Source organism: Plantactinospora solaniradicis, from assembly GCF_042658085.1.
GTDB classification, from domain to species: domain Bacteria; phylum Actinomycetota; class Actinomycetes; order Mycobacteriales; family Micromonosporaceae; genus Plantactinospora; species Plantactinospora solaniradicis.
Window position 1 is genome coordinate 162,867 of the sequence record NZ_JBHSPR010000029.1, and the last position, 25,547, is coordinate 188,413.

A 25,547-nucleotide genomic window follows, 5' to 3' on the forward strand; every position below is an offset into this window, starting at 1 on the left:
AATCGGGTAAGCCCGACCCTTTATACATTGACAGCCATCATAGAAGGTAGGGGAATCCCCAGTTCCGCCGAAGGGATCTCACGCATAATCTGGCATCGCCGCACGCCGAGCGTTGTGGCCGACCAGAGCAGAACGGTGGGACGCTAACTTGGAGGAATCAGTGGCCGACCACGTCACGACCCTGCTGCGCGTCGAGGCGTTCGCGCCGGAGCGGTCGTGGACCGTGGAGGAGATTGCCGAGGCGAACGGTCTGAACCGGCATCAGGCGCGCATGTTCCGCCGGATTCGCGGGCTGGACCGGGTACATCTGGATCCCGACCTGGACCTCTTCGACCTGCTCGCCGCGCCGGCCGAGATGGTGCTGCGTTCGGTGCCCGATCCGGGACGCATCCGGTATCTGATCTACGCACACACGTTCCCCGACCTGACCCCGTCGTACGTCTTCGCGGCCGACCGGCTGCGCGAACGGCTGGGCCTGCCCGACGCGGACGCGTTCGCGGTGACCCACCAGATGTGCGCGAGCAACCTGGCCGCGCTGGACGTGGCCGGTGAGCTGCTGCGCGCCGACGGCGACCGCACCGCGCAGGCATTGGTGATCACCGGGGAGAAGCCGTTCACCGGTCTCGTCCGGTACATGCTCAACGTGTCGGTCACCGGGGAGGGGTCCGCGGCGTGCCTGCTCGGCATCGACGGACCGGGCAGCCGGATCCTCTCCTACGCGGCCCGGACCGCCGGGGAGTTCGCGGACGGGTTCCGGATGACCGTCGAGCGGCAACGCGAATTCGACGACACGTACAACGTGTACCTGTGGGAAATGATGACCGAGGCGCTGCGCCGAGCAGATCTGGATATCTCCGACATCGCGATGGTGGTCCCGCACAACGTCAATCGGACGCTGTGGCTGCGGTTGTGCGCGAAGGTCGGCCTCGATCGGAACCGGGTGTTTCTCGACAACATCTCCCGCTACAGCCACACCTACTGTTCCGACCCATTTCTGAACCTGGCGACGATGCGGGACCGCGATCTGCTGGTTCCGGGCGAGCGCTACCTCCTGACCTCCGTCGGGGTTGGCGCGACGTACGCGGCCATGGTTCTCGAGTACTGACGAGGGGACGGACGATGGATACGAGCTATCTGCGTACGCTCAAGGGCAGGCTGCTCGGAATACCCACCGGGCGTCTGGTCTTCGTCTGCAACTTCGAGGCCGAGAACTGGTGGGCCGACGGATACGTCGGACTGCCCGCGCCGCGGTTCGCCGTGCCGACCTCGGTGGTGGCCCGGATGGAGGAACTGGGCGTCCTGCTGGCCGGCTCGGACGACGTGCTGATCCTCAAGCATCCGCTCGACCCGGGGTACCGGGAGTACCTGTCCCGGCTGGGCCTGCCGGTGCCCACCGTGCTCGTCCCGGAGAACGTCCGCCCCGACCGGTCGACCACCGAGGACGTGCTCGACTCACCGGAGTTGCTACGGCAGTTGTCCGCACTGGGCGCCGAGGGTGCGCACCTGCTGCCGATGGGGACGACGGTGCTGGAACAGAAGCTCACCGAGCGCTGCGGCCTGCCGCTCGCGGTGCCCGACGCGGCCACCTTCGCCCGGGTCAACAGCAAGATCTATGGTCGGCGGCTGACGGCGGCGGTCGGATTGCGCGGCATCCCCGGTGACTGCTGTGAGAGTCGCGACGAACTCGCGGCGGTGCTGCGCCGCCGCCGGCCGGCGCTCGCCGCCGGCACCCCGATCGTGGTGAAGGACGCCTACGGGGTGTCCGGCAAGGGCCTGCTGCTGGTGGACCGCCCGGAGACGGCGGACCGGCTGCTCCGGATGGTCGACCGCCGGGCCGAGCGCACCGGCGACGACCGGCTGCACGTGGTCGTGGAGGAGTGGCAGGACAAGAGCCACGACCTCAACTACCAGCTCACGGTGGCCGGCGACGGCGGGGTCGCGTTCGACTTCGTCAAGCGGGCGATCACCGAGAACGGCGTCCACAAGGGACATCTCATGCCGGCCGTACTGACCTCCGGACAACGCGCCGAGCTGGAGCACGCCGCCGAGCTCGTCGGCGGACGGCTGTACGACGACGGCTACACCGGCATCGTCGGCGTGGACGCGATCCTCACCACCTCCGACGTGCTGTACCCCGTACTCGAAATCAACGCCCGGCTGAACATGTCGAGTTACCAGGGCAGCGTGACCGAGCGCTGCCAGCCTCCGGGTCTGGTGGCGTTCGCCCGGCACTATCCGCTGCGGCTCTCCGCGCCGGTCGCCTTCGACGAACTCGCCCGGGTGCTCGCCCCGGTCCTGCACCGCGACGGCCCCGAGCGGTTCGTCATCACCTGCTTCGGCACGGTCAACGCCGATGCCGGCCGCCCGCCGCCCTTCGACGGCCGGCTGTACGCCCTGCTCGTCGCCGCGGACCAGGCCGGTCTGACGGCGCTGGACGACGCCGCACGCGCCGCACTCGCACACCTCGCACCCCGGGAGCACTGATGACCGATCGCTATGCCGAGGTGGCCGACAGGTTCGGCACCCCGGTCTACGTCTACGACGGTGACCTGCTGCGCCAGCGGTACGAGGCGTTGCGGAGCCGGTTGCATCCCGCCGTGGACGTCTTCTACTCCGCCAAGGCGAATCCGAACATCAGCATCTGCGGGCTGTTCGGCGCGCTCGGCGCGGGCATCGAGGTCTCCTCGCTGGCCGAGCTGGTCACCGCCGTTCGGGCCGGCGTCGACCCCGCCGACGTCATCTTCCTCGGACCCGGCAAGTCGGCTGCCGAACTCCGGGCCTGTTGCGAGAGCGGCATCCACGCCGTGGTCTGCGAGTCGCTCGACGAGGTGCTGGCGCTCGACGCCATGGAGATCGCCGACGGCATGCGGATCGTGCTGCGGATCAACCCCGACTTCGACACCCACGGCTCCCGGCTCTCGATGGGCGGCAAGCCACGCCAGTTCGGCATCGACGAGGAGATCCTGCGCGGCCGCCCGGCCGCGCTCACGGGCCTGCGCCGGGTACGCGTCGTCGGGATCCACGCCTACCTCGGCACCCGCATCCTCGACGCGTCCACCGTGCTGCACAACACCCGGGGCATCCTCGCCACCGCCGAGGCGACAGCCGGGATCCTCGACATTCCGCTGGAGGTCGTGGACATCGGCGGCGGATGGGGCGTGCCGTACTTCGACAACGAGACCGACCTCGACGGCGACGAGGCCGTCGACGGCGTCAACCAGGCGGTGGCGGCGTTCCGCGAGCGTCATCCGGACACCCGGATCATCACCGAACTGGGGCGGTACCTGGTGGGCTGGTGCGGCACGTACGTGGTGCGGGCGCGGTACGTCAAGCAGTCCAAGGGCGAGTGGTTCGTCGTGGCCGACGGCGGAACCAACCACCACATGGCCGCCGTCGGCATCGGCAGCTTCGTCAAGCGCAACTTCCCGATCCGGTCGCTCACCCGCCCCGACGAGCCGGCCGAGGAGACCTACACGGTCACCGGCCCGCTCTGCACCCCCAACGACGTGGTCGGCAAGCGGGTCCGACTGCCCGAGGTCCGGCCCGGCGACCTGCTCGGGGTGGACCGCTCCGGCGCGTACGGCCCCAGCGCCTCACCGGTGCTGTTCCTCAGCCACGGCCACCCGGCCGAGGTGCTCCTGCTCGACGGCGACGCGCACCTGATCCGCCACCGCGACACCGTCGACGACCTGCTCCGGTCGCAACGTCTGGTTCCACTCCCCGTTCCGGCGACCACCGCCGCCGCTCCAGAAAGGACCAGTCATGGATCAAGGTAAGATCATCGCCGGCATCGAGCAGGCACTGAGCGACGTGCTCCAGCGGCCGGTGTCGGACATGCCCAGCCAGACCCGGCTCTTCGAGGACCTGCACCTGGACTCCACGTCGATCCTGGAACTGCTGATGGCGCTGGAGGACACGGTCGGGATCGAGGTCGACCCGGAGAACCTGGAGATGTCCGACTTCACGTCACTGGAGACGCTCGCCAGCTACGTGTCGGCAAACCTGAACGACGACGCCTGATTCCCATGCCGCTGTCACTGTCATCCGCGGCCCTGGTGCTGGAGCCGGACCCCGTTCCGTACCGGCCGGATCCCGATTGTGCGATCTTCGAACGCGACCTGCTCGTCCGGTTCGGCATCGGACGAGACGAGGGGCGGCTTCGACAGGGCGCGAACATCGGGTTCACCGAACTCGCCGACAGCCTGATCCGGGCGCTGCCGATCCAGCTGACCAGCCCCGACCTGCTCATCTTCGCGTTCGGCCTGCCGGACATGATCGCGCTCAAGCACGTGGCCCAGCGGGTCAACTACATGCTGGGCGGCCGCAGCCACTGCTTCGCCGTCTCGGAGCAGGGGCTCCGGGCGCCGTTCACCGCCCTGAAGGTGGCCGACGCCTTCGCCCGTTCCGGCCGGTGCGGCACCCTCGCCCTGTTCGTGTGCGAGCAGAACACGTACGCCTACCCGGATCCGTTCATCGAAGACAACAAGGTGCCGAACTCCGCCGCACTGCTCTACTTCGACGACGCCGGCCGGTACGAGTTCCACGGCACCCGGATGGCGCCCCGTGGCACCCGACTCGGCACCCTGCTCGACTCGATGACGGCGGGCCTGGAGCCCGGCGGGGCCCTGCTCGTCGCCGGGCCGTGGGCCGATGCCGGGGAACTCGCCGGCACCGGCCTGCCGATCCATCGGACCGCACCTGGCCCGTTCTGCACCGGCGTCTGGCTCGACCTCGCGCGCCACCACGAGGACTGGAGCGCCGCGTACCGGTCGGTCGTGTTGTGCGACACCGACCCGCGTACCGGGCAGAGCCAGGCGGCCGTCCTGCGGCTCCGGCCCACCGACCCGACCCACAGGAGGTCGTCGTGACCAGCGCGTTGATCGACCAACTCCACGCCACCAGGTATCCGGGCATGCTGGACGCCCTGCACCGGCGGGTCTGCTCGGGCGAGCTCGTTCCCGCACCGACCGGGTACGTCGCCGCGTCGGTGACGGCGCTGCCGACCGCCGAGCCGACGCCGTTCGCCCGGTTCGGTCTCGCGGTGGCGCCGTGGCCGGGGCCGGCCGTACCGGCGGACGTCGCCGCGAGGTTCGCGTCCGGGCTGCTCGACCTCAACCGGGCGGTGCTGCGCCGCGCGCTCGACCAGGCCGTACGACACCTGGGGGAGCGCAGCTCGGAGGGCACCTCACTGCTGGCCAAGCAACTCGTCCAGGCGCAACTGGCCGACATCGCGATGGGGCTGCGCGAGGACGAGGTGATGCCGCCCGAGCGGCGGTCCGGCGACCCCGCCGCACGATGGCGTACGCACCAGCGCCTGGTCCGGCTCGGCCGCGCGGTGCTGTACCTGTTCGGAGCCTCCGGGTTCCTGGTCGGCGGCCCGGCGGGCGAGATCTACCTCGCCGAGGTCACCGGCAACATCTACCTGCACCCGGGAACGGAGGATTCCGATGCCTGAGCTGCTCGACGACACGATGCACGCGCTCGACGGGTTCTGTCGCGAGGTGTCCGGCGACTTCCGCGAGTTGGGCCGGCTGCTCGACCGGGACCCCGACGTCATCGGCGAGTACCTGGACCGGCCCGGGGTACGGCTGTCCCGGTTCGTCGCCATCCCGCCCCGGTACTGGACCGGGCCGGAGGCGCCGGCGAACCTGGTGGGTGCGCTGCGTACCGTGCTGGGGCAGAGCGTGGCCTGGGAGCGGCTCGCGTACGGCGATCCCAACGTCTGGCTGGCCAGTCCCGGCCCCGCGCTCTCCGGCGGTGTCATCGACGTGCTGGCCACTCCGGCCCAGGCCGACCGGTACTACCAGCGGCTGGTCGCCGAGCCGTTGCACACCTTCTTCGGGCTCACCGAACCGGCCAAGGGTTCCGCCGCCACCGAACTGGAGACCACCCTCACGCCCGCCGAGGACGGGGACGGCTGGATCCTCGACGGGGAGAAGTGCTACATCGGCAACGGCGCGCGGGCACAGTTCGGCGTGGTGTTCTGCCGGCGGGCACCCGGGCTGCTGGGGATCGAGGCCGTCCTGCTGGACACCGCCACGCCCGGGTTCAGCGGCGAACTGCTGCCCAGCGTGGGCCTGCGCGGCGCCCGGATCAGCCGGATGCGCTTCGACCGCGTACGCATCCCCGCCGAGAACCTGCTCGGCGCGCACCTGCCCGCGACCCGCCGTGGCCTGTACGGGGTCACCCAGGTGTTGTACCGGGCCCGTCCCACCATCGCGGCGATGGCGCTGGGCTGCGCCCAGGCGGTGTGCGACTACGTCCGGTCACAGCGGCGCACCCTCGCCGGTCACGACCGGCTGCACCTCGAGGACGTGCTGGACCGGATCGCCGCGGTACGCCTGCTCATCCACTGCAGCGCGGCGGACGTCGATCGGGACGTGGTGAACAGCCATCGGCTCGGCGCGGCCAAGGCGCAGGCCGCCCGGCTCTCGGAGGAGGCCACGCTGCTCGCCGCGCGGTTGCTCGGCCCGGCGGCACTGGTGGAGCACCCCTGGCTCGAGAAGATCTACCGTGACGTGCGGGCCTTCGAGATCATGGAGGGGACCACGAACCTGCACCGGATGTCGGTGTTCCGCGGCGTACTGAAGAACAGCTTCCTGACCGCGCCGGAGCCGAGTGGGAACGGCCATGCGGCTGGGCATTGATCTGCTGGCCGTGAACGAACTCGACCGGCTCGCGCAGCGGGCCTGGTTCACCCGGTACGTCTTCGCGGACGTCGAACTGGCGCACGCCGAGCGCCTGTCGGACCGGCGGCGGCGGGAGTTCCTGGCCGGTCGGTTCGCCGCCAAGGAGGCCGTACTCAAGGTGCTCGGCATGGGCCTGTTCGAGGGTGTGGCGCCCCGCGACGTCGCCGTGGCGTCCCGGCCGGGCGGGGCACCGCAGGTCAGCCTGCACGGTGCCGCGACCGAGGCCGCCAGGAGGGTGAACGTCGGACAGGTGACCGTTTCGATCACCCACAAGGGCGGCCTCGTCGCCGCCGTCGCGATGGGCTGGTGAGAGCGTGATGGCCGGCGGGGAGGGGGCGAGCGTCCGACGCAGCCGCGCCGGGGCGCGCGTCTGGCAGCACCCTGAACGTCGGCAGCTTACTCGGGCCTGGCTGCCGCGTTCAGCCGTCGTGCCATGCCGACCCGGTTGCGTACGTCGAGCTTGGCGAACACGTGGGTGAGGTGCATCTCGACCGTCTTCTCGGTGACGAACAGCGCGGCCGCGATCTCGCGATTGGTGAGTCCCTCGCCGGCCAGATCGGCAACCTGCCGTTCGCGTCGGGTCAGGGCGGTCAGCAGGGCCCGGCCAGTCCGGCGTTGGGCCCGGGGCGCGGGTGCGCCACCCGGTGACCCGTCCGGTCCGGGGCCGGCCTCGCCCGGCACGATCGGCTCGTCGGCGGCCTGTGGCCCATCATCCGCGCCGGCACCATCCGTGGCGGCGTCGTCCGGTCCGGCATCATCCGTGGCGGCGCCGTCCTGGCCGGCGTCATCCTGGCCGGCGTCATCCGGGCGCGCGTCAGGCGTGCCGGTGTTGCCCAGGTTGATCTGGCCCGGCTCGGTGTCACGGGGTTCGGCGTCGCCCGGGTCGGCCTGACCCGCGTCGATCCGACCCGCGTCGGCGTGAGCCGGGTCGGCATCGTCCGGGTCGCCGCTGGCTGCGGCGGCACGCCCCGCGCCAGCGAGGGCTCGGGCGCGTGCGGCATCCCACCACAGACCGGCATAGCCGAGCGCCTTCGCCGCGGCGGCGGCCACCGCGGCGCCGCCGCCGGGTTCGCTGGCGGCCAGGACCTGGGCCCTGGCCAACATGGCAAGACCGGTGAGTCCAGGCAGGGACACGTCACCGGCGACCAACTCGCCCTGACGCGCCCACTCGTCCGCGAGCGCGGTGCGCCCGGCCCGCAACGCGGCTCGGGTGAGTAGCTCGGCGTGGACCACCCGGGTCCGTGGATCGGCGGGCGGAACGGCCTCGTCGTCGGGGCCGAACCCCGCCACCGGCCCGCCCTCGGAGTCGAGGACCAGCCGGTTCTCCGTCGCCAGCACCCGTCCGAGGGTCGTGAACCAGCCGCCGCTGGCTGTCCCGGTGTCCGGCGGCGAATGGTGGGTGGCCTGCGCCGGGTGGCCGGCTCGTGCCGCCACCCAGGTACGCAGGATGGCGGCCGTGTTCCGCAGGTCGGTGCCGCCGAACTCCTCGGCGACGTCGACCGCCCGCTCGGCGCTGTCGCCCGCTGCGCCGAGCCGCCCGGCCACGCCCAGCGCGAGGGTCCGCACGATGAGGACCTGGCAGAGCGTGATGCCGTGGCCGTCGGGCGGATGATCGGCCAGCACGGTCACCGCGCGGTCGAGATGATGCAGCGCGTCCCGCTGGCGCTCGGCCCAGAGTTCTGCCCAGCCGAGCCACAGGGCGGCCTCCGGTCGAGCCGTGAGTTCGTCGTCGGTCAGCCCGTCGAGTGCCCGCGCCGCGTCGGCCAGCACGGACTGAACCTGACGGACCGCGCCCTCGAAGCAGCTCACCGCGGCCAACAGGGCCAGCGCGCCGGCCCGGTCGGATGGTCGCCGGCAGTTCGGGGCGGCCTTGGCGACCCCCGCGGCCAACGGTCGTGCTCGGTCCGGCGCTCCGCACACCAGTTCGAGGTGGGCCAGCAGCAGGGTCAGCGACACCCGGTGCGGACCGTCCGGATCGACCAGCGCGGCCAGTTGGGAGCGGATCAGTTCGCGCCCCTGCGCGCCCCGCCCGAGCACGTGGCTCAGCCGGCCGTACAGTGCCGCTACCTCGGCCCGCTCCGCATCATCGATGGGTACCGGCTGGCGCAGCGCCTCGCGCAGTGCCGCACAGCCGTCCGCCGGCCGCCCGGCCCGGCCGTGCGCCCGGCCCAACCCGACCAGGAGCGCGAACCGCGTGGGTGCGTGCCGGTCGCTGGTGCAGATACGCAGCGCCGCACGCAGCCAGTGTGCCGCCGTCTCCGGAGCGGTCGTCTCCACCGTGGCCGCAGCGGTGATCAAATTGCGGATCGCGCCCTCGTCGTCCCGCGTGGCGACCACTGCGAGGTGTGGCGCGAGTGCGACCGCGTCGGACCCGGCGGTGAGTATCCGGGCGGCCCGGGCGTGCGCGTCGAGTCGCCATCCGGGACGGCTGCTCTGATAGATGGTGCGACGGACGAACGGATGCCGGAAAGTCAGGTCACCGGTCTCCGGCACGTACCGGACGAGGTCCCGCTCCACCAGTTCGTCGATCGCGTGCAGCAGGTCGACGTTGGACAGTTGGGCGACCTGTGCCACGACCGGCAGGTGGAGCCGGTCACCGATGACCGAGGCCGCCGATGCGGTCTGCCGGGCGTTGGGTGACAACCCGTCGAGTTCAGCGACGGTCGCGGCGTCGACGGCTGCCGGGCCCACCGTGGCCAGCGCCTCCAGGTAGCGCGGGTTCCCACCGCTCCGCCGGTACAGCTCCTGAGGTCGCAGTGGGTGTGACCGGCCGGCGAGCAGGACACCGACCTGGCGTCGTGACAGTGGGCCGAGGCGCAGGCGGGTGAGTTCGGGTGCGGTGCCGGCCGCTGCCCGGAGCTGGGCCGGCGTCTGCCGCTCCCGGTGCGCGAACGCCACCAGCAGCGCGGCCCGGGGCGGGGAGTGCAACAGGTAACGCAGGGCGTCGATCGTCTGGTCGTCGGCCCGGTGGAGATCGTCGAGAACGATCACCAGGGGGCCGCCGGTGGACGGGTACGACTCCACCAGCGCGTGAATGGCGCGGACCAGTGCGTACCGCTGCGGTAGGCGGGCGGGCCGGGAATCGCCGTCTGCCGGTCCGGGAAACGTCGGGAAGATCGACGCCAGTGCTTCCTGGTCGTCCGGCGAGAGTCCGGCGAACTGTACGGGGCTGGCGCCGACGAGATGGCGGTCGACGGCATCGACGAACGCGCCGAACGGGAACTCCCAGCCGGCCTGTGGCGCCGCACCGGACCAGACCGGGATCTTCCGTGCCCGCGCGAGGTTCGCGATCTCGGTGAGCAATCTGGTCTTGCCGATCCCGGGGTCACCGGTGACCTCGACGAAGTGCGCACCACCGCCGAGGTCTTCGAGGATCCGTTCGATCTGCCGCGTCTCCCCGCCCCGGGTGAGCGCCAGTTTCGGACCGGACTGGCCGGTACGACTGGGGCGCCGGAGGTCGGCGCGACGTCGGCGGGAGTCGTGGGGGGCGGAGGCGTCGTCCGAGCCGTCTGCCGCCAGCTGGCTGAGGTCGTACAATTCACGCCTTTCCTGTCGCCGATGCCGGTAGGCGGAGCCTATGCAGCGGGACTGGATGGCGAATGTACGGCGGCTGGACCGAATCAATACGATGTTCATCGATGTCCGAATCGGGCTCGCCCGGTAGGGTCGAGCGTCCACACCTCGCACTTCCGGGTGGCGAAGCGTCATCGCTCCACCACCCGGTCATGCCCAGGACCTCCGGTCGGCTAGGCGGGGGCGGGGGCCCGATCGGCGATCGGCATGGTCAGGCTCCGGCCCATCAGCGGCGACAGCAGGCTGACGATGTCGGCGATCTCCTTCAGGTCCGAGTTCATCAGTGCCTGGTCGCCGTCGCAGAGCGCGACCTTCGGCTGCGGATGCACGTCGATGATCAGACCGTCGGCGCCGACCGCGATCGCCGCCCGGGTCAGCGGCAGTACGAGGTCTCGGCGACCACCGGAGTGTGACGGGTCCACGATCACCGGTAGGTGTGACAGTCGCTGTGCGACGGGGACGGCACTGATGTCAAGGGTGTTGCGGGTCGAGGTCTCGAATGTGCGGATGCCGCGCTCGCACAGCACGATGTCCAGGTTCCCGCGCTGGGCGATGTACTCGGCCGCGCTCAGCCATTCCTCGATCGTCGCGCTGAATCCGCGCTTGAGCAGAACCGGCTTGCCCGCCGAGCCGACGGCCTGGAGGAGCGCGAAGTTCTGCATGTTACGCGCGCCGACCTGCAGCATGTCGGCATAGGACGCGACCATGTCGACGCTGCCCGGATCGATGACCTCGGTGACCACCGGCAGCCCGGTCTCGGCGCGGACGTCGGCGAGGATCCGCAGTCCGGCCTCGCCGAGTCCCTGGTACGAGTAGGGCGAGGTGCGCGGTTTGAATGCACCGCCGCGCAGCAGCGAGGCACCCGCCGCCTTTGCCATCAGCGCCGCCTCGAGGGTCTGCTCCGGAGTCTCCACCGCGCAGGGGCCGGCGATCATGCTCATCGTGTCGGGTCCGATCGGCACCCCGCCGACCCGGATGACCGATCGGGCCGGATGGTGTTCCCGGCTGACCAGTTTGAACGGCACGGAGACCCGCATCACCTGCAGGACGCCCGCGAGGCTGCCCAGGTTCAGCGCCTCGAAGTCTCCGACGTCGCCGACCAGACCGACGATCGTCCGGGACACGCCGCGGCTGACGAAGGCCTTCCCCCCGGCCGCCTGCACGGAGTCGACGACGGCCGCGACGTTCTCCGCCGTGGCCTCCGGGGCCATCACCACCACCATGACGCTCTCCTCCTGTCGAAGAATTTCCGGTTCTCGCTTGCTACGGAGCATGTAGTTCCGCAGTTGGTTTGGATGTCGCCGAATTGACTCTTCCGGTTCCGCGAAAGTTTGCTCAGCAAAGAGGTTTTCGGCTAGTCGATCCTTATGCTGCCACTGCTGAATGTCAATTCCGATTTTGCCCACTTGTACGCGGTCCGCAACGCCCGGATGGTCACTGCCCGCATGTGTCGGTAGGGTGTTGTGTCGGCGGCTATCGATAGTCGTTTTGTCGCAACCAATACGAGTGGCCGAAGATCTTGGCTGAAAGGCTGAGTACCCCTAGGGCCCGAGGTCAGTCGAGTATCCGACGTAATGGTGCTCAACGTCGTGTTTTCTTGGTGTGTCATCGCGACCGGTTTGGCCGAGGGCTGTCACGTTTGCCGCGTCAAGGACTTCAGGCGGCACATATCCGCAGGTAGAGCGCCTGTGAGCATCGATCAGTATGCGTATTCGCGAATCGGACACTATCGCCTTTATTAAGCCACTTATCGCCAAAGAACTCGATTCTGGCTAGGGGTGGCCTAGGGGTCGGGCAGGGGGGTGGGGGTTTCTCAGGGGTTTCGTCGCCGAAATTGACGGTGATAATTTCGGACGACTGCTTGGATCGCGAATTAATGCGATCGAGCGTGCTGCTCATACGACTGAGGGGAGTCGAGAGCCGTGGTAAAAGGCCGGATCTCACATTCTGGCACGGCGCTCCGTGACGGATTCGCCATGGATGATCGCCTCGGCAGGGGTGTCGTGCAGCGCGCTGCACGTTCCAGGGCCGTAGGGTCGTCCGAGGATGAGGGAATTAATCAGCAACCTGTCGTCCAGGTCGAGGTCGGCTCACTGACGACTGCCGACTCGCCCCGACTCTCGGGCGAGAATCCCGAGCATCTGGAGGCGCTCGCGGCGGCGCAGAGCCCGTTGCCACCGATCATCGTGCACCGACCCTCGATGAGGGTCATCGACGGCGTGCACCGGCTGAAGGTGGCCATCCGGCGCGGCGAGGAGACGATCGCCGTCCGGTTCTTCGACGGCGACGAGGCCGAAGCGTTCGTGCTCGCGGTACGTCTGAACGTCACCCACGGCCTGCCGCTGGCGCTCGCCGACCGCAAACGTGCGGCAGAGCGCATCATCACCTCCCACCCGGTGTGGTCCGACCGGAAGGTGGCCTCGGTCACCGGCATCTCCCCGGGAACGGTGGCGGACGTGCGGAAGCGGGTCACCGGTGGAGCACCGGGGGCCGGCATCCGGGTCGGACAGGACGGCCGGGTCCGACCGCTCGACGGAAGCGCCGGTCGCCGGCTCGCGGGACAGCTGATGAGCGAGAATCCGCATCTGTCGCTCCGTCAGGTGGCCCGGGCCGCGGCCATCTCGCCGGAGACCGCGCGCGACGTGCGCAACCGGCTGCGGAACGGTGAAGACCCGATTCCCAGGCGGCGGCGGAAGCCACTGGCGGCCACCGGCGAGCCCGTCGTCGACCGCCGCGGGGACCTGGACTCACTGGCGATCCTCCGGCCACCCGCGCGCCCACAGCGGGAGCCGGTACTCGACCGCGCCACGACACTCAACCGGCTCAAGGCGGACCCGGCGCTGCGGTACAGCGAAACCGGGCGGAACCTGTTGCGGCTGTTGACCCTGCACACGCTCTGGACCGAGGAATGGGAGGCGATCATCAACAACCTCCCGCCGCACTGCACGGGCGTCGTCGCCGGCCTGGCCGGGCAGTTCGCCGACCTCTGGACCGAGTTCGCCACGCGGGCGACCAGGAATATCGCAAAGGTGGGATGAGGCTCCCACCTCCGCCTGGTGTCCAGACAGTCACGACAAGCAGTTGGACGACCCAGCTGGCCGCCATCCCCCACGATCGCGCACCACGGAGGCTTGCCATGGAATGCCGCACGATCGACCACCTCGAACTGTTCACCGACGACGCGGACAAGGCCGCCACGGAACTGTGCGACGCCTTCGGATTCACCGTCCATGGGCAGGGCGGGCCGGACAACGGAGTGCAGGACCGCCGGTCTGTCCTGTTACGCCAGCACGACATCGCCCTGCTGGTCACCTCGGCACTCAGCCCGGCGCACCGGGCCGATGAGTACGTTCGCCGGCATGGCGCCGGCGTGGCCGTCGTCGGGCTCGCCGTCGACGACGCGGCCGCCGCCTTCGCCGAAGCGGTCGCGCGCGGAGCGGCGCCCGTCTCGCCGCCGGTGGTTCTCGAGCGGGACGGCGCCCAGGTGACCATCGCATCCGTGGAGGGCTTCGGTGACGTCGAGCACCGGTTCACTTCGCGGAGCCGGGCCGACGCGCCGTTCGCGCCCGGGATGATCGAGGAGGTCGCGGCGGCGCCGGCCGACAGCGGTCTCCTCCGGACGGTCGACCATCTGGCCGTCTGCCTTCCGGCCGGGACCCTCGACGCGACCGTTCGCCGCTACCGGGACGTCTTCGACCTGGACCAGACGTTCGAGGAGCGGATCGTCGTCGGTTCCCAGGCGATGGAGTCCAAGGTGGTGCAGAGCCGGTCCGGCGGCGTCACGTTCACGATCATCGAGCCGGACACCAGCCGGGCCCCGGGACAGATCGACAAGTTCGTCCGGGACCATGACGGGGCCGGCGTGCAGCACATCGCCTTCCGCACCGAGGACATCGCTGCCGGCGTACGAGACTGCACCGCGCGGGGGCTGCGGTTCCTGTCCACGCCGGACGGCTACTACACCGCTCTGCCGGAGCGGCTCGGCGAGGTGGGTGTGCCGGTGCCGACGCTGCGGGAACTCAACATCCTCGCCGACCGGGACTACGGAGGGGTGATGCTCCAGATCTTCACCGAGTCCCGGCACGACCGGCGCACGCTGTTCTACGAGCTGATCGAGCGTCGTGGGGCGCGGACCTTCGGCAGCAACAACATCAAGGCGCTCTACGAGGCCGTCGAGCGGCAGCAGGCGGCCGAGCGGGACTGATCGGCTCCATATCGATCGCCAGAGCCGGGGCCCTTCCACCGATCGTACCGGTGGAAGGGCCCCGGTTCCTGTCGTGTCGGTCGGCCCGTTCCCCCTTCGGGGGGCCGTCGGGTACGGGTCGGGGGCCCGGTGTCGCGGACCCCCGGACCCGTACGGAGTCAGTCCGCCGCCGGAGTGGTGGAGGAGGGCGGAATCGGAGTGGACGTCGGCGGAAGCGGGGTACCCGAGGGCGGTGGCGTTCCACCGGGACCACCGGGACCGCCCGGTCCACCGGGCCCCTGAGCACCGGCCGTGACGGTGGCGACCAGGGTGCCGGACAGCGTTCCACCGGCATAGAGCCCGCCGCCGAGAGCGGTGCCGGACACCGTACCGCCGAGGTGGATCTGGTACTGCTGGTTGCGAATGATCGGATCGGCGGCGAGGACGATGCTGCGGATGTCCCGGTCGGACCGGAACGCCGCCAGCTGGGCGCCGGTCGAGTCCGCCAGGTGCAGGACGGTGCCGGCGGGCTGCACGGAGCTGAGGTCGTACGACACCCAGCCCATTCCGGTCGGCGGCAGGATGTTGGCGGACGCGTGCAGGCCGACGGCGGCGAGCACACCGCCGGTCAGCTCCAGCGCGCCGCTGGTGTCGATGCCGGCCTCGCCGCCGTCGAACAGCGTCGACGCGCCGCCGGCGATGACGACGCCACCGGAGACGGCCAGCAGCCCGTTCGAGTCGAGCCCGTCGGTGCCACCGTTCGCGACCAGCGTCCCACCGGAGATCCGGATCACCGCGTTCGGCGCGATCTCGGTCTCGGGTACGCCCTCCTCGACGGCGTTGACCGCGTCGTCGGACGCCTCGATGGTGATGTTGCCGCCGGTGACCTCCACCTTCAGTCCTTCCAGCCCCTCGTAGGACCGGGTGATGCTGATGGTGCCGCCCGCGACGGTCACGGTGCCGTCGGCCTTCATGGCGTCGTCCCCGGTGGCGGCGGTGATCCTGCCACCGTCCACGATCAGGTCGGCGTTGGAGTTGACGGCGTCGTCGGACGAGTCGAGGTCGAGGCGGCCACCGCTGATCACGATGTCCGTGTCGGCCTTCACGGCCTGGGCCGAGCCGGAACCGGGTGGGGTGCCGCTGCCGCCGCCGGTCCGGACGGTGAGCCTGCCGCCGGCGATGATGGCGTCGGTGGTGGCGGTAATGCCGTCCCCGGTCGCGGTCAGGTTCGCGGTGCCGTCACCGAGGTAGGTGTACCCGAGGCCCGGGTCGTCCTCGTTGTCCGCCTTGACGGCGTCGCCGCCCGCCGTGACGGTCAGCGTGCCGCAGTTCTGCACCACGTAGTCCTGGCCACGGACGCCGTCGTCGGCCGCGGTCACGGTGATGGTGCCCGAATCGATGACCAGGCCACCGTCGCTGGCGATCCCGTCGGCGGCGTTGCCGGTGACGGCCAGGGTGCCGGTGCCGCTGATGGTCAGGTCGGCGACGCTGGACAGGGCGGCGGACGGATCCACCGGGACAGTGTGCGCCGACGCGTCGGAGAGCCGGTTGGTGGTGCCGGCGGCCAGCACCACCATCACCTCGTCGGCGGCGGTGACCGCGACCGGGGCGCTGGTGGAACTCGCGATCGTCACGCCGTTCAGGATCAACCGGACGATGCCGGGCCGGGAGGTGTTGACGACGATCCGACCGTCGGCGAGGGAACCGGTGAACCGGTACGTGCCCGGCGACGTGACGGTTATCGTGCTGCCGCTCACCGTGATCCCGGCGCTGCGGCTCCGGGCTTTCCCGCCGGCGAGGGTGACGTCGGCGACGTGCGAGTTCTTCCATTCGTGGTCGGCCGGCTCGTCGTGGTCGGTGGTCTTGTCGGCCAGCGCTTGCTTCGCCGCGAGTCCGGTCGCCGGGCCGGCGGCAACGGCCGCTCCGAGGGTGGCGACCGGGGGCGGTTCCGCCGGACCGGCGATGGCTGTGCCGCCCGCCCAGACCGCAGCCGCCGCCACGGCGACGGCCATGGCGGCGGTGACTGTGCGAGAACGATACATCGATGAGTCCTTCCGCAGGGGTTGGTGGACCTGGGGTGATCCAGGAGCCTGGTGATGTCGTCGGTACGACGGGTGGAACCGCCGAAGTGACCGAGGTGCGGTCACGCAGCGGGGATGAAGTGCCGGCGGAGGGTGCGCCGCCACGGTGCGGCGGGCAACTCGGGGTGGAGGGCGGCCAGTGCGGTCGCGTACTTGGATATGGAGGTCGGGCGGTGGCCACGGGCCCAGAGCAACCGGTCGGCGGCGGACGGAGCCGACCTGGTCTTGGTCTCGATCACCGCCAGGTGCGGTAGGTCCAACTGACGGTGGCCGTCGTCCTGCCAGTGCAGGTCGACGTCGATGGTCAGCCGACTGGCCGACGCCGGCAGGTAGAGCGTGCTGCGACGGTAGCGGGTGACGAGCGTCGGATCGAACACCAGCGCGGTGTGCCCGGCGACGGCAAGGTCGCTGAGTACCGACTCCACGAACCACCGGCCCGGGGCGACGGTGGCGTCGTCGGCACACCGGTACGGGAGCCGGTTCTTCACCGTTCCGCCCCGGGTGCCCTCCGTCTTCACCTCGAGCCAGCAGGTACCCGAGTCGAGGTAGGTCCTGGTCCTGATCTTGAATCGGCGGCGTCGGCGGTGCACCGTCGAGCGGAAGCTGGTCAGTTCGGGGGTGTCGAAGTAGACCGACTGGTAGCGGAACAGCCGCTCGGCACCGATCTGCAGCACCCGGGTGTCCGGGGCGAGTTCCGGCAGCAGCGCCGACACCTCGGGTAGTGGCAGCAGATACTTGCGGTCGGTCCGGGCGAGCAGCGCGGCATGCTCGGTGAGTTCGGTCAGGCCGATCGGTGCCAACTCGGCGAGCGTGGCCAGGGGAGCGGGCCACGGGGCCGAGGGAGCGGGCCACGGGGCCGGGGGAGGCGATGGAACGGCCGTCGACTCTGTCGGTTCCGTCGGCACGGCCGTCGGTTCCGTCGGAACCGGGGACCGTCGGGCCGGCGTCGACGTCATCGTTGCGCCGCCAGCCGGGCCGCGCGTCGGGCGCCGAAACCGGTCGGGCCGGTGACCGGTCCGCGAATCCGGCGTGAGTAGCGGACCTCGACGACCGTGGTTTCGTTGACGAGATCGATCCGCTCCACGGCGGCCGAGTGGACCCGGCCGCCGAGTAGCTGTTCCAGTTGGGTGACGAGCGCGACCTCGTCGGTCACGGCGGAGTCCAGTACGACGATCTGGCGCCGGTAACTGCGGAACAGCCTCGGATGATCGCCGAGGTACATCACGACCAGGATCAGCACCATCAGGCTCGGTGCCAGCCAGGCGGAGCCGCCACTGAGCGGCCCGAGGATGCCGAGCGCCAGCGCGGAGAAGTAGTACGCCACCTCATGCTGGTCGAGTTCGGTGGAGCGCAGTCGGATGATGGACAGGACGCCGAACAGCCCGAGGCCGAGTCCCGCGCCGACGTTGCTCGAACTCAACGAGCCCGCCACGGCGAGCACGCCCACGTTGACGCCGAGATAGGCGACCACCAGGTCCCGGCGGCGGTGGCGGGGAAAGTAGAGCGCGAAGACGAGCACACTCACCGCGACGAGATCGATGATGAACAGTACGAGGCGCGACACTGGCGTTCCTCCCGTAGTGTCCAGCCGACGCCTGTCAGGTGAACACGCGCCGACGTGGCGGTAACTGATTCACCACCATAGTCGGCCCTTACTGAGTCATCGCGATAGCTTGCGGTCAATTGTTTTTCGTCACGGTGAAAGGGCGGATTCGCCTGCTGTCCAAGTGTGGAAAACGGACGGTTGGACGAGTGCGGGGGGCGCAAATGATTTGTCGACCGAAGGGCGGGGCGGTCGACGAGGTGCCGGGCCGACTCGGCCCGTCCGGGTTCGACGGATGTCGGCCAGGACGGTCCCGCCTCGACCGGAAGCCGGCTCAGACCCGGGCGGTTGCGGTGACACCGTCGACGGCCGGCCGGTCCGGTCGGCGAGGACCCGTCCGGGTGGTACGCAGCTCGCGGGCCGCCGTGACGCTGTCGCATCCGGAGAGTCCCAGCGCGTCCCGGAACTCGGCGGCCAGGAGGTCGAGGACCTGGCGCACGCCGTTCTCGCCCCCGACGGCCAGACCCCAGACGAACGGGCGGCCGATCAGGACACCGGACGCGCCGAGCGCGATCGCCCGAAGCACGTCCGTTCCGCTCCGGATGCCGCTGTCCAGCAGGACCTCACAGCTTCCGTTGACCGCCGCCACGACGTCCTCGAGAGCGTCGATGCTGGCGACGGCGCCATCGAGCTGGCGGCCGCCATGGTTGGAGACCACGATGGCGTCGACGCCGAACTCGATGGCCCGTAGCGCGTCCTCCGGAGCCAGGATGCCCTTCAGGATCACCGGCAGCCGGGTGTGCCTCCGCAACTGCGCGACCGAGGCCCAGGTCAGTGCCGAGGTGAACGTCTGCCGGGTGTGATCGGCCACCGCCGAGGTGTGGGCGCGCTGCCGGTGTGCCGTCGTACCGGTCGTGATGTTGGCCGCCCGTACGTGCTCGGGCAGCGCGAACCCGTTGCGGATGTCGCGGAGCCGCCGACCCATCCACGGCACGTCCACGGTGAGCACGATGGCCTCGCAGCCCGCCTCCTCCGCTCGGCGGACCAGGTCGAGTGTCTCCGTGGTGCTCTGCAACCAGTAGAGCTGGAACCAGACGGACCCGCCGACGGCGGCGATCTGCTCGATCGGGACGCTGCTCAGCGTGCTGGCGATGAAGGGGACGCCAGCGGCAGCGGCGGCACGGCCGGCGGCCAGCTCGCCGTCGGGATGCACCAGCCGCTGGTACGCGACGGGTGCGACCGCCATCGGCAGCGTCACCGGCCGACCGAGCAGAGTGGAGGTGGTCGTGCAGGCGGAGACGTCCCGGAGCACCCGGGGAACGAGAAGAACGCGGTCCAGGCCCGCCCGGTTCGCGTCGAGGGTCACCTCGCCGCCGCTGCCGCCCGCGACGAAGTCCCGGACATCGGCCGGCAACACCGAGGCGGCGGCGCGTTCGACGTCGGCGACACTCCTGACGGCCGCGAGCGCCGAATCAGCGTTGAGGCCTGTCATGACCCGTCCTCTCCAGCTCCACCGCCTCGTACAGGGCCTTGATGTTCGCGCTGCCGAACGTCCGGGCGCCCTGTCGCTCGATGATCTCGAAGAAGAGTGTGTGCCGAGGGTGCGTGGAGGCGGTGAAGATCTGGAACAACTGCCCGGCGTGATCCTCGTCCACCAGCACGTTCGTGGCGCGCAGCCGCCGCGACCTGTCGGGTCCGAGCGCCACCCGCTGGTCGAGCAGGTCGTAGTAGGCCGGCGGGGTGTGCAGGAAGGAGACGCCGCGTCGACTCAGCGCCCGTACCGCGCGGACCGCGTCCCCGGACGAGAACGCGACGTGCTGGACGCCGGCACCCTGGTGGCTCTTCAGGAACTCGTCGATCTGCCCGGGCTCGGCCGACGTGTCGGGCTCGATGAGCGTCAGGGTCACCCCACCGGACCGGCTCTGCACGACCGTCGACTCCATCGCCTGGTCGCCGACGACGATGCGTTCCTCGAAGATGTCGCGAAAGCCCAGGGTCGCCCGGTAGAAGTCCACGGTGGACCCGAGGGTGCCCGGGTCGAGGCAGACGGCGATGTGGTCGACGCCGAGCAGGCCCACGTCGTCCGACTGCCCGTCGTCCGGACGGAGGGTGCCGACGAAGCCGACCGGCAGGCCCGGCCCCGCGTCGGGCGCACGCTGCACGAGCGTGTGTACGACGTCCCGGAAGCCGCCGATCGTAGCCGTCACGGCGGGACCGCCGTCCGCGTGCCGGGTCGGCCGGCGGCGGACCTCGGCACCGCTGGTGACCGCCCTGCGGAAGGTCGCCTCCACATCGGGGGTACGCAACGCGATGTCCGCGAAACCGTCACCGTGACTGAGCACGTACGCCGATGCGGGATGCCGGTCGGACGTGGCCTGGGTGAGCACCAGAGTGATGGATCCGTGCCGCAGGGCGATGCTGCGGTGTTCCGGGGAACGACCGCTGCCCACCACGGCAAATGCGTATTTGTCAACCCAGTTGAATGCGGCCTGTTCGAGGTTTTCCACGTACATCTCGATGTAATCGATCGAGATATCGTCCGGTGGATCCGTCGGCTCAGTTGAATCAATCATGATGTCCCCTGGGTGATGAATGATCGAATCCTCCGGAGTGTAAAACTCCCCCAGGGTTCTGGCTACAGGACGGTACGCGGGGCCGGTGAACGCTTTGTGCGGATGCTTTTCGGCGCTGGAGGCGTACGTCCCGGGCTGCTATCCTGCCCAATTATCGGCCGGGTCGACCTGCCGCCCGTACCGGATTCTGGAACAGCATCGCCGCGGGAGTGCCGTCCGGGTCCCTCGTGCCCGACCGACCGTCCCTTGCGCCCATCGGTGTGGCGGAGCCGGCTCGTGGTCATTGTTCGTCTGTTCGACACGGCGTATTTCCGAACACCGTGCACGTTGGTCGGACGGCGACGGGGCCCTCCGGTCCGGACCGGCGGTGGGTCCACCACCATCCGCCGATCCGGGGCAGTTCGTCCCGTGATGGTGCCTCCGGCCGTCCGGGCGCCGGTCGCCGACCGCGACGCTCCGGCAACCGTGGATTCCGGCAGCGACGGCGGCGGCTGGCCGGATCCGTAGCCGTTGACCGTAGCTGTTGACCGCGGCCGTCCCACCTATTAAGCATCGTCGAAGGCAAACGCCTGTCAATTTGGCCGACGATCGCGGGCGTCGCCTCGACCACGACCTGCGACGTTCCTGGTGGCGTCCCTGCGCTCGGCGCGCGTGCGTCCGACGGGTCGTGAGCCCGACGGTCTGGTCGGGTCACAAGGTACGCCTGCCCTACTACGATGGAAATGCAGGCGATATCACCGGAGGGTGCATCGGTACGGGGGACCTGTGAGGCTCGGGGAACGGGATATTGAATTTCGCCTTATCGATCAACTTTACTCGGAGTGCCGCGAGGGTAAGGGCGCTGCCGTCATCGTCACCGGTCCCGTGGGATCGGGAAAGACGGCCCTGCTCCAGGCGACGGCGGAGCGGGCAGGTCGGCACGAGGGCACGTTCTTCTCGGTGACCGCCTCGGTCAGCGAGCGCCCGCATCCGCTCGGCCTGGTACAGCAGTTGGTCAAGTCCATGCGGGCGGCGGGCATGCCTGACCCCTTGCCGGACGAGGAGACCGAAACCGACGGTACGCCGCAGGACCCGTTCGCCCTGGAGCAAGGGATCTGCCGGACCATCTGCGAGTTCGCCGAGGGTAGGCGGATCGTCATCGGCGTCGACGACGTCCACTTCGCCGACGAGGAGTCGCTGCGCTGCCTGGCCTACCTCGTCCGGCGGATCGAATGGTCGGCCGTGTTGATGGTGCTGACCGAGAGTTCGTCGCACGAACGGGAGTTGACGGCGCTGCACGCGGAGACGCTGCACCTGCCGTACAGCCACCGGATCAGGTTGGCGCCGTTGACGCGCGTCGGCGTCGCCGAACAGTTGACCGAGCGGATGGGTGTCGAACGACCGCAGGAGATCGTCGGGGCCTGGACGGAGACCAGCGGCGGCAATCCCCTCCTCCTGCACGCGCTGATCGACGACTACCCGACGGCCGCGTCGGTGCCGGGCGAGCCGGAGCCCGGCCCGGCCTTCCGGGAGGCCGTACTGCGCTGCCTGCACCGGTCCGAGCCGGGAATGGTGGCGGTCGCCCGGGCGGTGGCGGTGCTCGGCGCCTCCTCGACACCCTGGCTGATCGGTGAACTCCTCGGCGTGGACGCCAGCTCCGTACACGCCAGCGTCCTCGACCTGAGGGCCATGGGACTGCTGACGGCGGAGCGGTTCCGGCACGAGGAGGCGCGGCTCTCCGTTCTCGCCGACGTACCGCTGCGGGACCTGCGCGCCATGCACGGCCGGGCGGCCGAACTGTTGCACGGCAGCGGAGCACCGGCGGTGGCGGTCGCCGACCTGCTGATGGCGGCACATGACTTCGCGCGGCCGAGAGCGTCGTGGCGGGTGGCCATCCTGCACGAGGCCGCGCGGGAGGCGATGGCGGTCGGTGACGTCGTCGACGCGGTCAACTACCTGCGCCACGCCTCGGGCATGGTCGCCGACGACCGGCACCGGGCGCAGATCATCGCGATGCTCGCGGACGCGCAATGGCACATCGATCCCACCAAGGCGGCGCGCTACCTGCACTATCTGAGTCAGGACGTCCGCGCCGGCCTGCTGACCGGCGAGGCCGCGCTCGTACCGGTCAACCAGCTGCTCTGGCGGGGCGACTTCGCCGAGGCCGACGAACTGCTGCGCATTCTCGAATCCACGAACGAGCAGCCTGCGAACGACACCCTGTGGCCGACGGCGCCGGGCGCCGGGGCCATCGCGCGACTGTGGGTCGCCTTCTGCCAGCCGGGCCTGCCGCTCGGTGTCGTCGGCCGCGAAGCCGGGCGGTCTCGCGACGTTCCAGCGGCCCCGTCCGGTCCGATCGGCGCCGTGACGTTCCTGAACTCGGCGGTGAGCCTGACGTACGACGGGGTGGAGGCCGAGGGCGCCGACCAGATGTTGCACGGCATCCGGGCCGGCAGTTCCCTCACACCCGCACTCTTCGCGCTTGTCCAACTGGTTCGCACGGGACGACTGGACGAGGCGGTGCGCTGGTCGGACCGGCTGTTGGAGGAGCCCTGGATCCGGCACGTACCCATGCGGCGGATCATGTTCGAGACGATCAAGGTCATAGCGGCGCTGCGTCGTGGGGCCAGCGCCGAGGCGCTGGACGGGGCACGGTCGGTGCTCGACTTCATCGCTCCGTCGGCCTGGGGCGTCGTGGCGGGCATCCCGCTCTCCCTGGCGATTCGCGCGGCGACCGAGGTGGGCGACGTCCGGTCCGCGATGTCGTACCTCACCTTCCCGGTGCCTACGGCGATGTTCGACACCCCGTTCGCGCTGCCGTACCTGCAGGCGCTGGGGCGGTACCACCTGGCGATGGGCCATCCGGAGACCGCGCTGACGCATTTCAACTCGTGCGAGGAGCTGGTGTCGAAGTGGCGCCTCGACACGCCGGACGTCGCGGACTGGCGCAATGACGCCGCCGCGGCCCTGACCGCGATGGGCCGGAGCCAACCGGCCCGCGCGCTGATCGAGAAGCAGCTGTCCGGGTTGGTCGATCGACAGTCCCGGACGGGGGATGGTGCGGCTGGCGCGCCGGCCCGGCTGACCCTGCTGCGCGAGGCGGTGCAGATCCTCGAGGCGAGCGGTGACGGCCGTGAAGTGGCACGTCTTCCGACGGAACTGGCGGCTCCGTCCGATGACGATCCGGAGGAGCACCGGCGCGGTACGGGGATCTCGCCTCGCTACGGCCACCTCCGGCCCGCCGGCACGGAACACGGCCCCTATTCGGGCCGGGCCGAGCTCACGGACGCGGAACGCCGGGTCGCGGCCCTCGCGGCCGCCGGCGCCACCAATCGGCAGATCGCCGACAAGCTTTTCATCACCGTGAGTACGGTCGAACAGCACCTCACGAAGATCTACCGCAAACTCAACGTACAGCGCCGTTCGGGGCTGTCGGCCGGCCTGCGGCAAAACCTGTCATAGCCGTATGGTGGGCGCTCTTTCCGCCGGTTGCGTCCAACAGTGCAAATAGTCAGTTGGACGAATTTCCGAGAATCTTGAACCGGTGTGCGGTTATCGGCCAATTTGGACTGATCCGTATTATGAAACGATCATCGCGGTCGAATTTCCGGATGATCTATCGCCGGTGCGGAGTGTGACCATAGGCGGTTGGACGTGTCGTTGACGTGAATGTGCAATTCACATTACCGTTCCGGAAAGTCGATCCTGACCTCTTGCGAAGGGCGAGGCAAATGACCGGAAAAGTTGTCAAGAAGGTGCTGCGCAGTAAGCCGCGCATGTGGGGCTGGATGTACCGATGACCATCAGCATCGAGCATCCTGCGGACACCTCCGTCGCCACCCGTCTGCCGGCCATCTCCCAGATGGTCGGCGTAGGAACCGCCGTCTCCGGCACGCCGATCTCGCAGCCCGAGTTGCTCGGGCTCATGGAGATCGAGGATCCCAGAGTCCGGTCGGTCTACCTGAACAGCGCCATCAATCGGCGTCACCTCACCCTGCCGACGCCCGACGCGGCGGGACGCCGCGGCGCGGAGCCACAGGGCGACCTGCTCGACAAGCACAAGAGACTGGCCGTCGAGATGGGCGCCCAGGCCCTGCAGGCCTGTCTCAAGCGGGCCGGCGCCGACCTGTCCGACCTCCGTCACCTCTGCTGCGTGACCTCGACCGGCTTCCTCACACCGGGACTGAGCGCACTGGTCATCCGTGAACTCGGCATCGACCCGCACTGCAGCCGCTCGGACATCGTCGGTATGGGCTGCAACGCCGGTCTTAACGCCCTGAACGTCGTCGCCGGCTGGTCGGCGGCCCATCCGGGGGAACTCGCCGTCGTCCTCTGCAGCGAGGCGTGCTCGGCGGCGTACGCCATCGACGGAACGATGCGGACCGCCGTCGTCAACAGCCTGTTCGGTGACGGAGCCGCCGCGCTGGCCCTGGTCTCCGGCGGGAGAGAGGCAGCGCCGGACGGCACCTCCGTAGCCGCGACCGGTCCACGCATCCTCAAGTTCGCCAGCTATCTGATCACCGAAGCGATCGACGCCATGCGGTACGACTGGGACCGCGCCCAGGACCGCTTCAGCTTCTTCCTCGATCCTCAGATTCCGTACGTCGTCGGCGCGCACGCCGAACTCGTCGTCGACAGGCTGCTCGCCGGCACCGGTCTGCGACGCAGCGACATCGACCACTGGCTGGTGCACTCGGGCGGAAAGAAGGTCATCGACGCCGTCGTCGTGAACCTCGGCCTCAGCCGCCACGACGTCCGGCACACCATCGGCGTACTGCGGGACTACGGCAACGTTTCCAGTGGTTCGTTCCTGTTCTCGTACGAGCGGTTCCTCGACGAGGGAACCGCCGCACCCGGAGATTACGGAGTCCTTATGACCATGGGGCCAGGCTCCACGATCGAGACGGCGCTGGTCCAATGGTGAGC

At 69.8% G+C, this 25,547-nt stretch carries 19 protein-coding genes; 12 read left to right on the plus strand and 7 right to left on the minus strand.

Annotated elements, in window-relative coordinates; translation table 11 throughout:
* Positions 1 to 160: 160 nt before the first annotated feature.
* The 8 genes from ACFP2T_RS28590 to acpS are packed head-to-tail and all read left to right on the plus strand — an operon-like array spanning position 161 to position 6,999.
* Positions 161 to 1,105 carry a 3-oxoacyl-ACP synthase III family protein gene (locus ACFP2T_RS28590; protein WP_377426937.1) on the plus strand — a complete coding sequence of 315 codons (945 nt, stop codon included), beginning with the start codon at positions 161 to 163 and terminating at the stop codon, positions 1,103 to 1,105.
* A 14-nt stretch (positions 1,106 to 1,119) separates the two neighbouring features.
* A complete protein-coding gene (locus ACFP2T_RS28595; protein ID WP_377426940.1) occupies positions 1,120 to 2,484 on the plus strand; it encodes a preATP grasp domain-containing protein in 1,365 nt (454 codons plus the stop codon).
* The gene (locus ACFP2T_RS28600) at positions 2,484 to 3,776 is read left to right on the plus strand and encodes a type III PLP-dependent enzyme (RefSeq protein ID WP_377426943.1); all 1,293 of its coding nucleotides are present in this window, start codon (positions 2,484 to 2,486) and stop codon (positions 3,774 to 3,776) included. Before ACFP2T_RS28595 ends, ACFP2T_RS28600 begins: the two co-directional genes overlap by 1 nt.
* Entirely contained in the window at positions 3,763 to 4,020 is a 258-nt protein-coding gene (locus ACFP2T_RS28605) for an acyl carrier protein (RefSeq protein WP_377426946.1), read from the plus strand. Before ACFP2T_RS28600 ends, ACFP2T_RS28605 begins: the two co-directional genes overlap by 14 nt.
* Before the next feature lie 5 nt (positions 4,021 to 4,025).
* Positions 4,026 to 4,868 carry a hypothetical protein gene (locus tag ACFP2T_RS28610; RefSeq protein WP_377426948.1) on the plus strand — a complete coding sequence of 281 codons (843 nt, stop codon included), beginning with the start codon at positions 4,026 to 4,028 and terminating at the stop codon, positions 4,866 to 4,868.
* Positions 4,865 to 5,455 (plus strand): acyl-CoA dehydrogenase family protein, encoded by a 591-nt coding sequence (locus tag ACFP2T_RS28615; protein WP_377426950.1) that lies wholly within the window; start codon positions 4,865 to 4,867, stop codon positions 5,453 to 5,455. Before ACFP2T_RS28610 ends, ACFP2T_RS28615 begins: the two co-directional genes overlap by 4 nt.
* Positions 5,448 to 6,647, plus strand: a complete 1,200-nt coding sequence (locus tag ACFP2T_RS28620) for an acyl-CoA dehydrogenase family protein (RefSeq protein WP_377426953.1) — start codon at positions 5,448 to 5,450, stop codon at positions 6,645 to 6,647. The genes ACFP2T_RS28615 and ACFP2T_RS28620 overlap by 8 nt, the downstream gene beginning before the upstream one ends.
* The gene (acpS, locus tag ACFP2T_RS28625) at positions 6,631 to 6,999 is read left to right on the plus strand and encodes a holo-ACP synthase (RefSeq protein ID WP_377426956.1); all 369 of its coding nucleotides are present in this window, start codon (positions 6,631 to 6,633) and stop codon (positions 6,997 to 6,999) included. Before ACFP2T_RS28620 ends, acpS begins: the two co-directional genes overlap by 17 nt.
* An 86-nt stretch (positions 7,000 to 7,085) precedes the next feature.
* On the opposite strand, the gene ACFP2T_RS28630 is transcribed toward acpS, so the two are convergent.
* Together ACFP2T_RS28630 and aroF are read right to left on the minus strand one after the other, a co-directional pair.
* Positions 7,086 to 10,226: an AAA family ATPase gene (locus ACFP2T_RS28630; protein ID WP_377426959.1), complete on the minus strand. Its 3,141-nt coding sequence runs from the start codon at positions 10,224 to 10,226 to the stop codon at positions 7,086 to 7,088.
* Between the two features lie 209 nt (positions 10,227 to 10,435).
* Positions 10,436 to 11,668, minus strand: a complete 1,233-nt coding sequence (gene aroF / locus ACFP2T_RS28635) for a 3-deoxy-7-phosphoheptulonate synthase (protein WP_377426961.1) — start codon at positions 11,666 to 11,668, stop codon at positions 10,436 to 10,438.
* Positions 11,669 to 12,238: 570 nt separating this feature from the next.
* Here aroF and ACFP2T_RS28640 point away from each other — a divergent pair.
* Positions 12,239 to 13,300, plus strand: a complete 1,062-nt coding sequence (locus ACFP2T_RS28640) for a ParB/RepB/Spo0J family partition protein (RefSeq protein ID WP_377426964.1) — start codon at positions 12,239 to 12,241, stop codon at positions 13,298 to 13,300.
* Positions 13,301 to 13,398: 98 nt separating this feature from the next.
* Positions 13,399 to 14,466, plus strand: a complete 1,068-nt coding sequence (hppD, locus tag ACFP2T_RS28645; protein ID WP_377426966.1) for a 4-hydroxyphenylpyruvate dioxygenase — start codon at positions 13,399 to 13,401, stop codon at positions 14,464 to 14,466.
* A gap of 158 nt (positions 14,467 to 14,624) precedes the next feature.
* On the opposite strand, the gene ACFP2T_RS28650 is transcribed toward hppD (ACFP2T_RS28645), so the two are convergent.
* The 5 genes from ACFP2T_RS28650 to hppD (ACFP2T_RS28670) all read right to left on the minus strand — a co-directional run bounded on the left by ACFP2T_RS28650 (position 14,625) and on the right by hppD (ACFP2T_RS28670) (position 20,642).
* Positions 14,625 to 16,487 (minus strand): carbohydrate-binding domain-containing protein, encoded by a 1,863-nt coding sequence (locus ACFP2T_RS28650; protein ID WP_377426969.1) that lies wholly within the window; start codon positions 16,485 to 16,487, stop codon positions 14,625 to 14,627.
* Positions 16,488 to 16,588: 101 nt separating this feature from the next.
* Positions 16,589 to 17,326, minus strand: a complete 738-nt coding sequence (locus ACFP2T_RS28655) for a polyphosphate polymerase domain-containing protein (protein WP_377426971.1) — start codon at positions 17,324 to 17,326, stop codon at positions 16,589 to 16,591.
* Positions 17,327 to 17,478: 152 nt separating this feature from the next.
* On the minus strand, positions 17,479 to 18,090 hold the full coding sequence (locus tag ACFP2T_RS28660; RefSeq protein WP_377426974.1) for a DUF4956 domain-containing protein: 612 nt from the start codon (positions 18,088 to 18,090) through the stop codon (positions 17,479 to 17,481).
* 313 nt (positions 18,091 to 18,403) lie between these two features.
* Positions 18,404 to 19,561, minus strand: coding sequence for an alpha-hydroxy acid oxidase (locus ACFP2T_RS28665; RefSeq protein ID WP_377426976.1), 1,158 nt, complete (start codon positions 19,559 to 19,561; stop codon positions 18,404 to 18,406).
* Positions 19,542 to 20,642, minus strand: coding sequence for a 4-hydroxyphenylpyruvate dioxygenase (gene hppD, locus ACFP2T_RS28670; RefSeq protein ID WP_377426978.1), 1,101 nt, complete (start codon positions 20,640 to 20,642; stop codon positions 19,542 to 19,544). The genes ACFP2T_RS28665 and hppD (ACFP2T_RS28670) overlap by 20 nt, the downstream gene beginning before the upstream one ends.
* Before the next feature lie 765 nt (positions 20,643 to 21,407).
* Here hppD (ACFP2T_RS28670) and ACFP2T_RS28675 point away from each other — a divergent pair.
* Both ACFP2T_RS28675 and dpgA read left to right on the plus strand, forming a co-directional pair.
* Positions 21,408 to 24,083 carry a helix-turn-helix transcriptional regulator gene (locus ACFP2T_RS28675; protein WP_377426980.1) on the plus strand — a complete coding sequence of 892 codons (2,676 nt, stop codon included), beginning with the start codon at positions 21,408 to 21,410 and terminating at the stop codon, positions 24,081 to 24,083.
* A 334-nt stretch (positions 24,084 to 24,417) separates the two neighbouring features.
* Positions 24,418 to 25,545, plus strand: coding sequence for a 3,5-dihydroxyphenylacetyl-CoA synthase DpgA (gene dpgA / locus ACFP2T_RS28680; RefSeq protein WP_377426983.1), 1,128 nt, complete (start codon positions 24,418 to 24,420; stop codon positions 25,543 to 25,545).
* Positions 25,546 to 25,547 lie beyond the last annotated feature (2 nt).

Bases quoted from the DNA above. Each gene is read 5' to 3' on its own strand.
- ACFP2T_RS28600 (WP_377426943.1), top strand. From the start codon at position 2,484: ATGACCGATCGCTATGCCGAGGTGGCCGACAGGTTCGGCACCCCGGTC.
- ACFP2T_RS28665 (WP_377426976.1), bottom strand. From the start codon at position 19,561: ATGACAGGCCTCAACGCTGATTCGGCGCTCGCGGCCGTCAGGAGTGTC.
- hppD (WP_377426978.1), bottom strand. From the start codon at position 20,642: ATGATTGATTCAACTGAGCCGACGGATCCACCGGACGATATCTCGATC.
- dpgA (WP_377426983.1), top strand. From the start codon at position 24,418: ATGACCATCAGCATCGAGCATCCTGCGGACACCTCCGTCGCCACCCGT.
- ACFP2T_RS28605 (WP_377426946.1), top strand. From the start codon at position 3,763: ATGGATCAAGGTAAGATCATCGCCGGCATCGAGCAGGCACTGAGCGAC.
- ACFP2T_RS28595 (WP_377426940.1), top strand. From the start codon at position 1,120: ATGGATACGAGCTATCTGCGTACGCTCAAGGGCAGGCTGCTCGGAATA.
- ACFP2T_RS28620 (WP_377426953.1), top strand. From the start codon at position 5,448: ATGCCTGAGCTGCTCGACGACACGATGCACGCGCTCGACGGGTTCTGT.
- ACFP2T_RS28610 (WP_377426948.1), top strand. From the start codon at position 4,026: ATGCCGCTGTCACTGTCATCCGCGGCCCTGGTGCTGGAGCCGGACCCC.
- acpS (WP_377426956.1), top strand. From the start codon at position 6,631: ATGCGGCTGGGCATTGATCTGCTGGCCGTGAACGAACTCGACCGGCTC.
- ACFP2T_RS28650 (WP_377426969.1), bottom strand. From the start codon at position 16,487: ATGTATCGTTCTCGCACAGTCACCGCCGCCATGGCCGTCGCCGTGGCG.
- hppD (WP_377426966.1), top strand. From the start codon at position 13,399: ATGGAATGCCGCACGATCGACCACCTCGAACTGTTCACCGACGACGCG.
- ACFP2T_RS28640 (WP_377426964.1), top strand. From the start codon at position 12,239: ATGGATGATCGCCTCGGCAGGGGTGTCGTGCAGCGCGCTGCACGTTCC.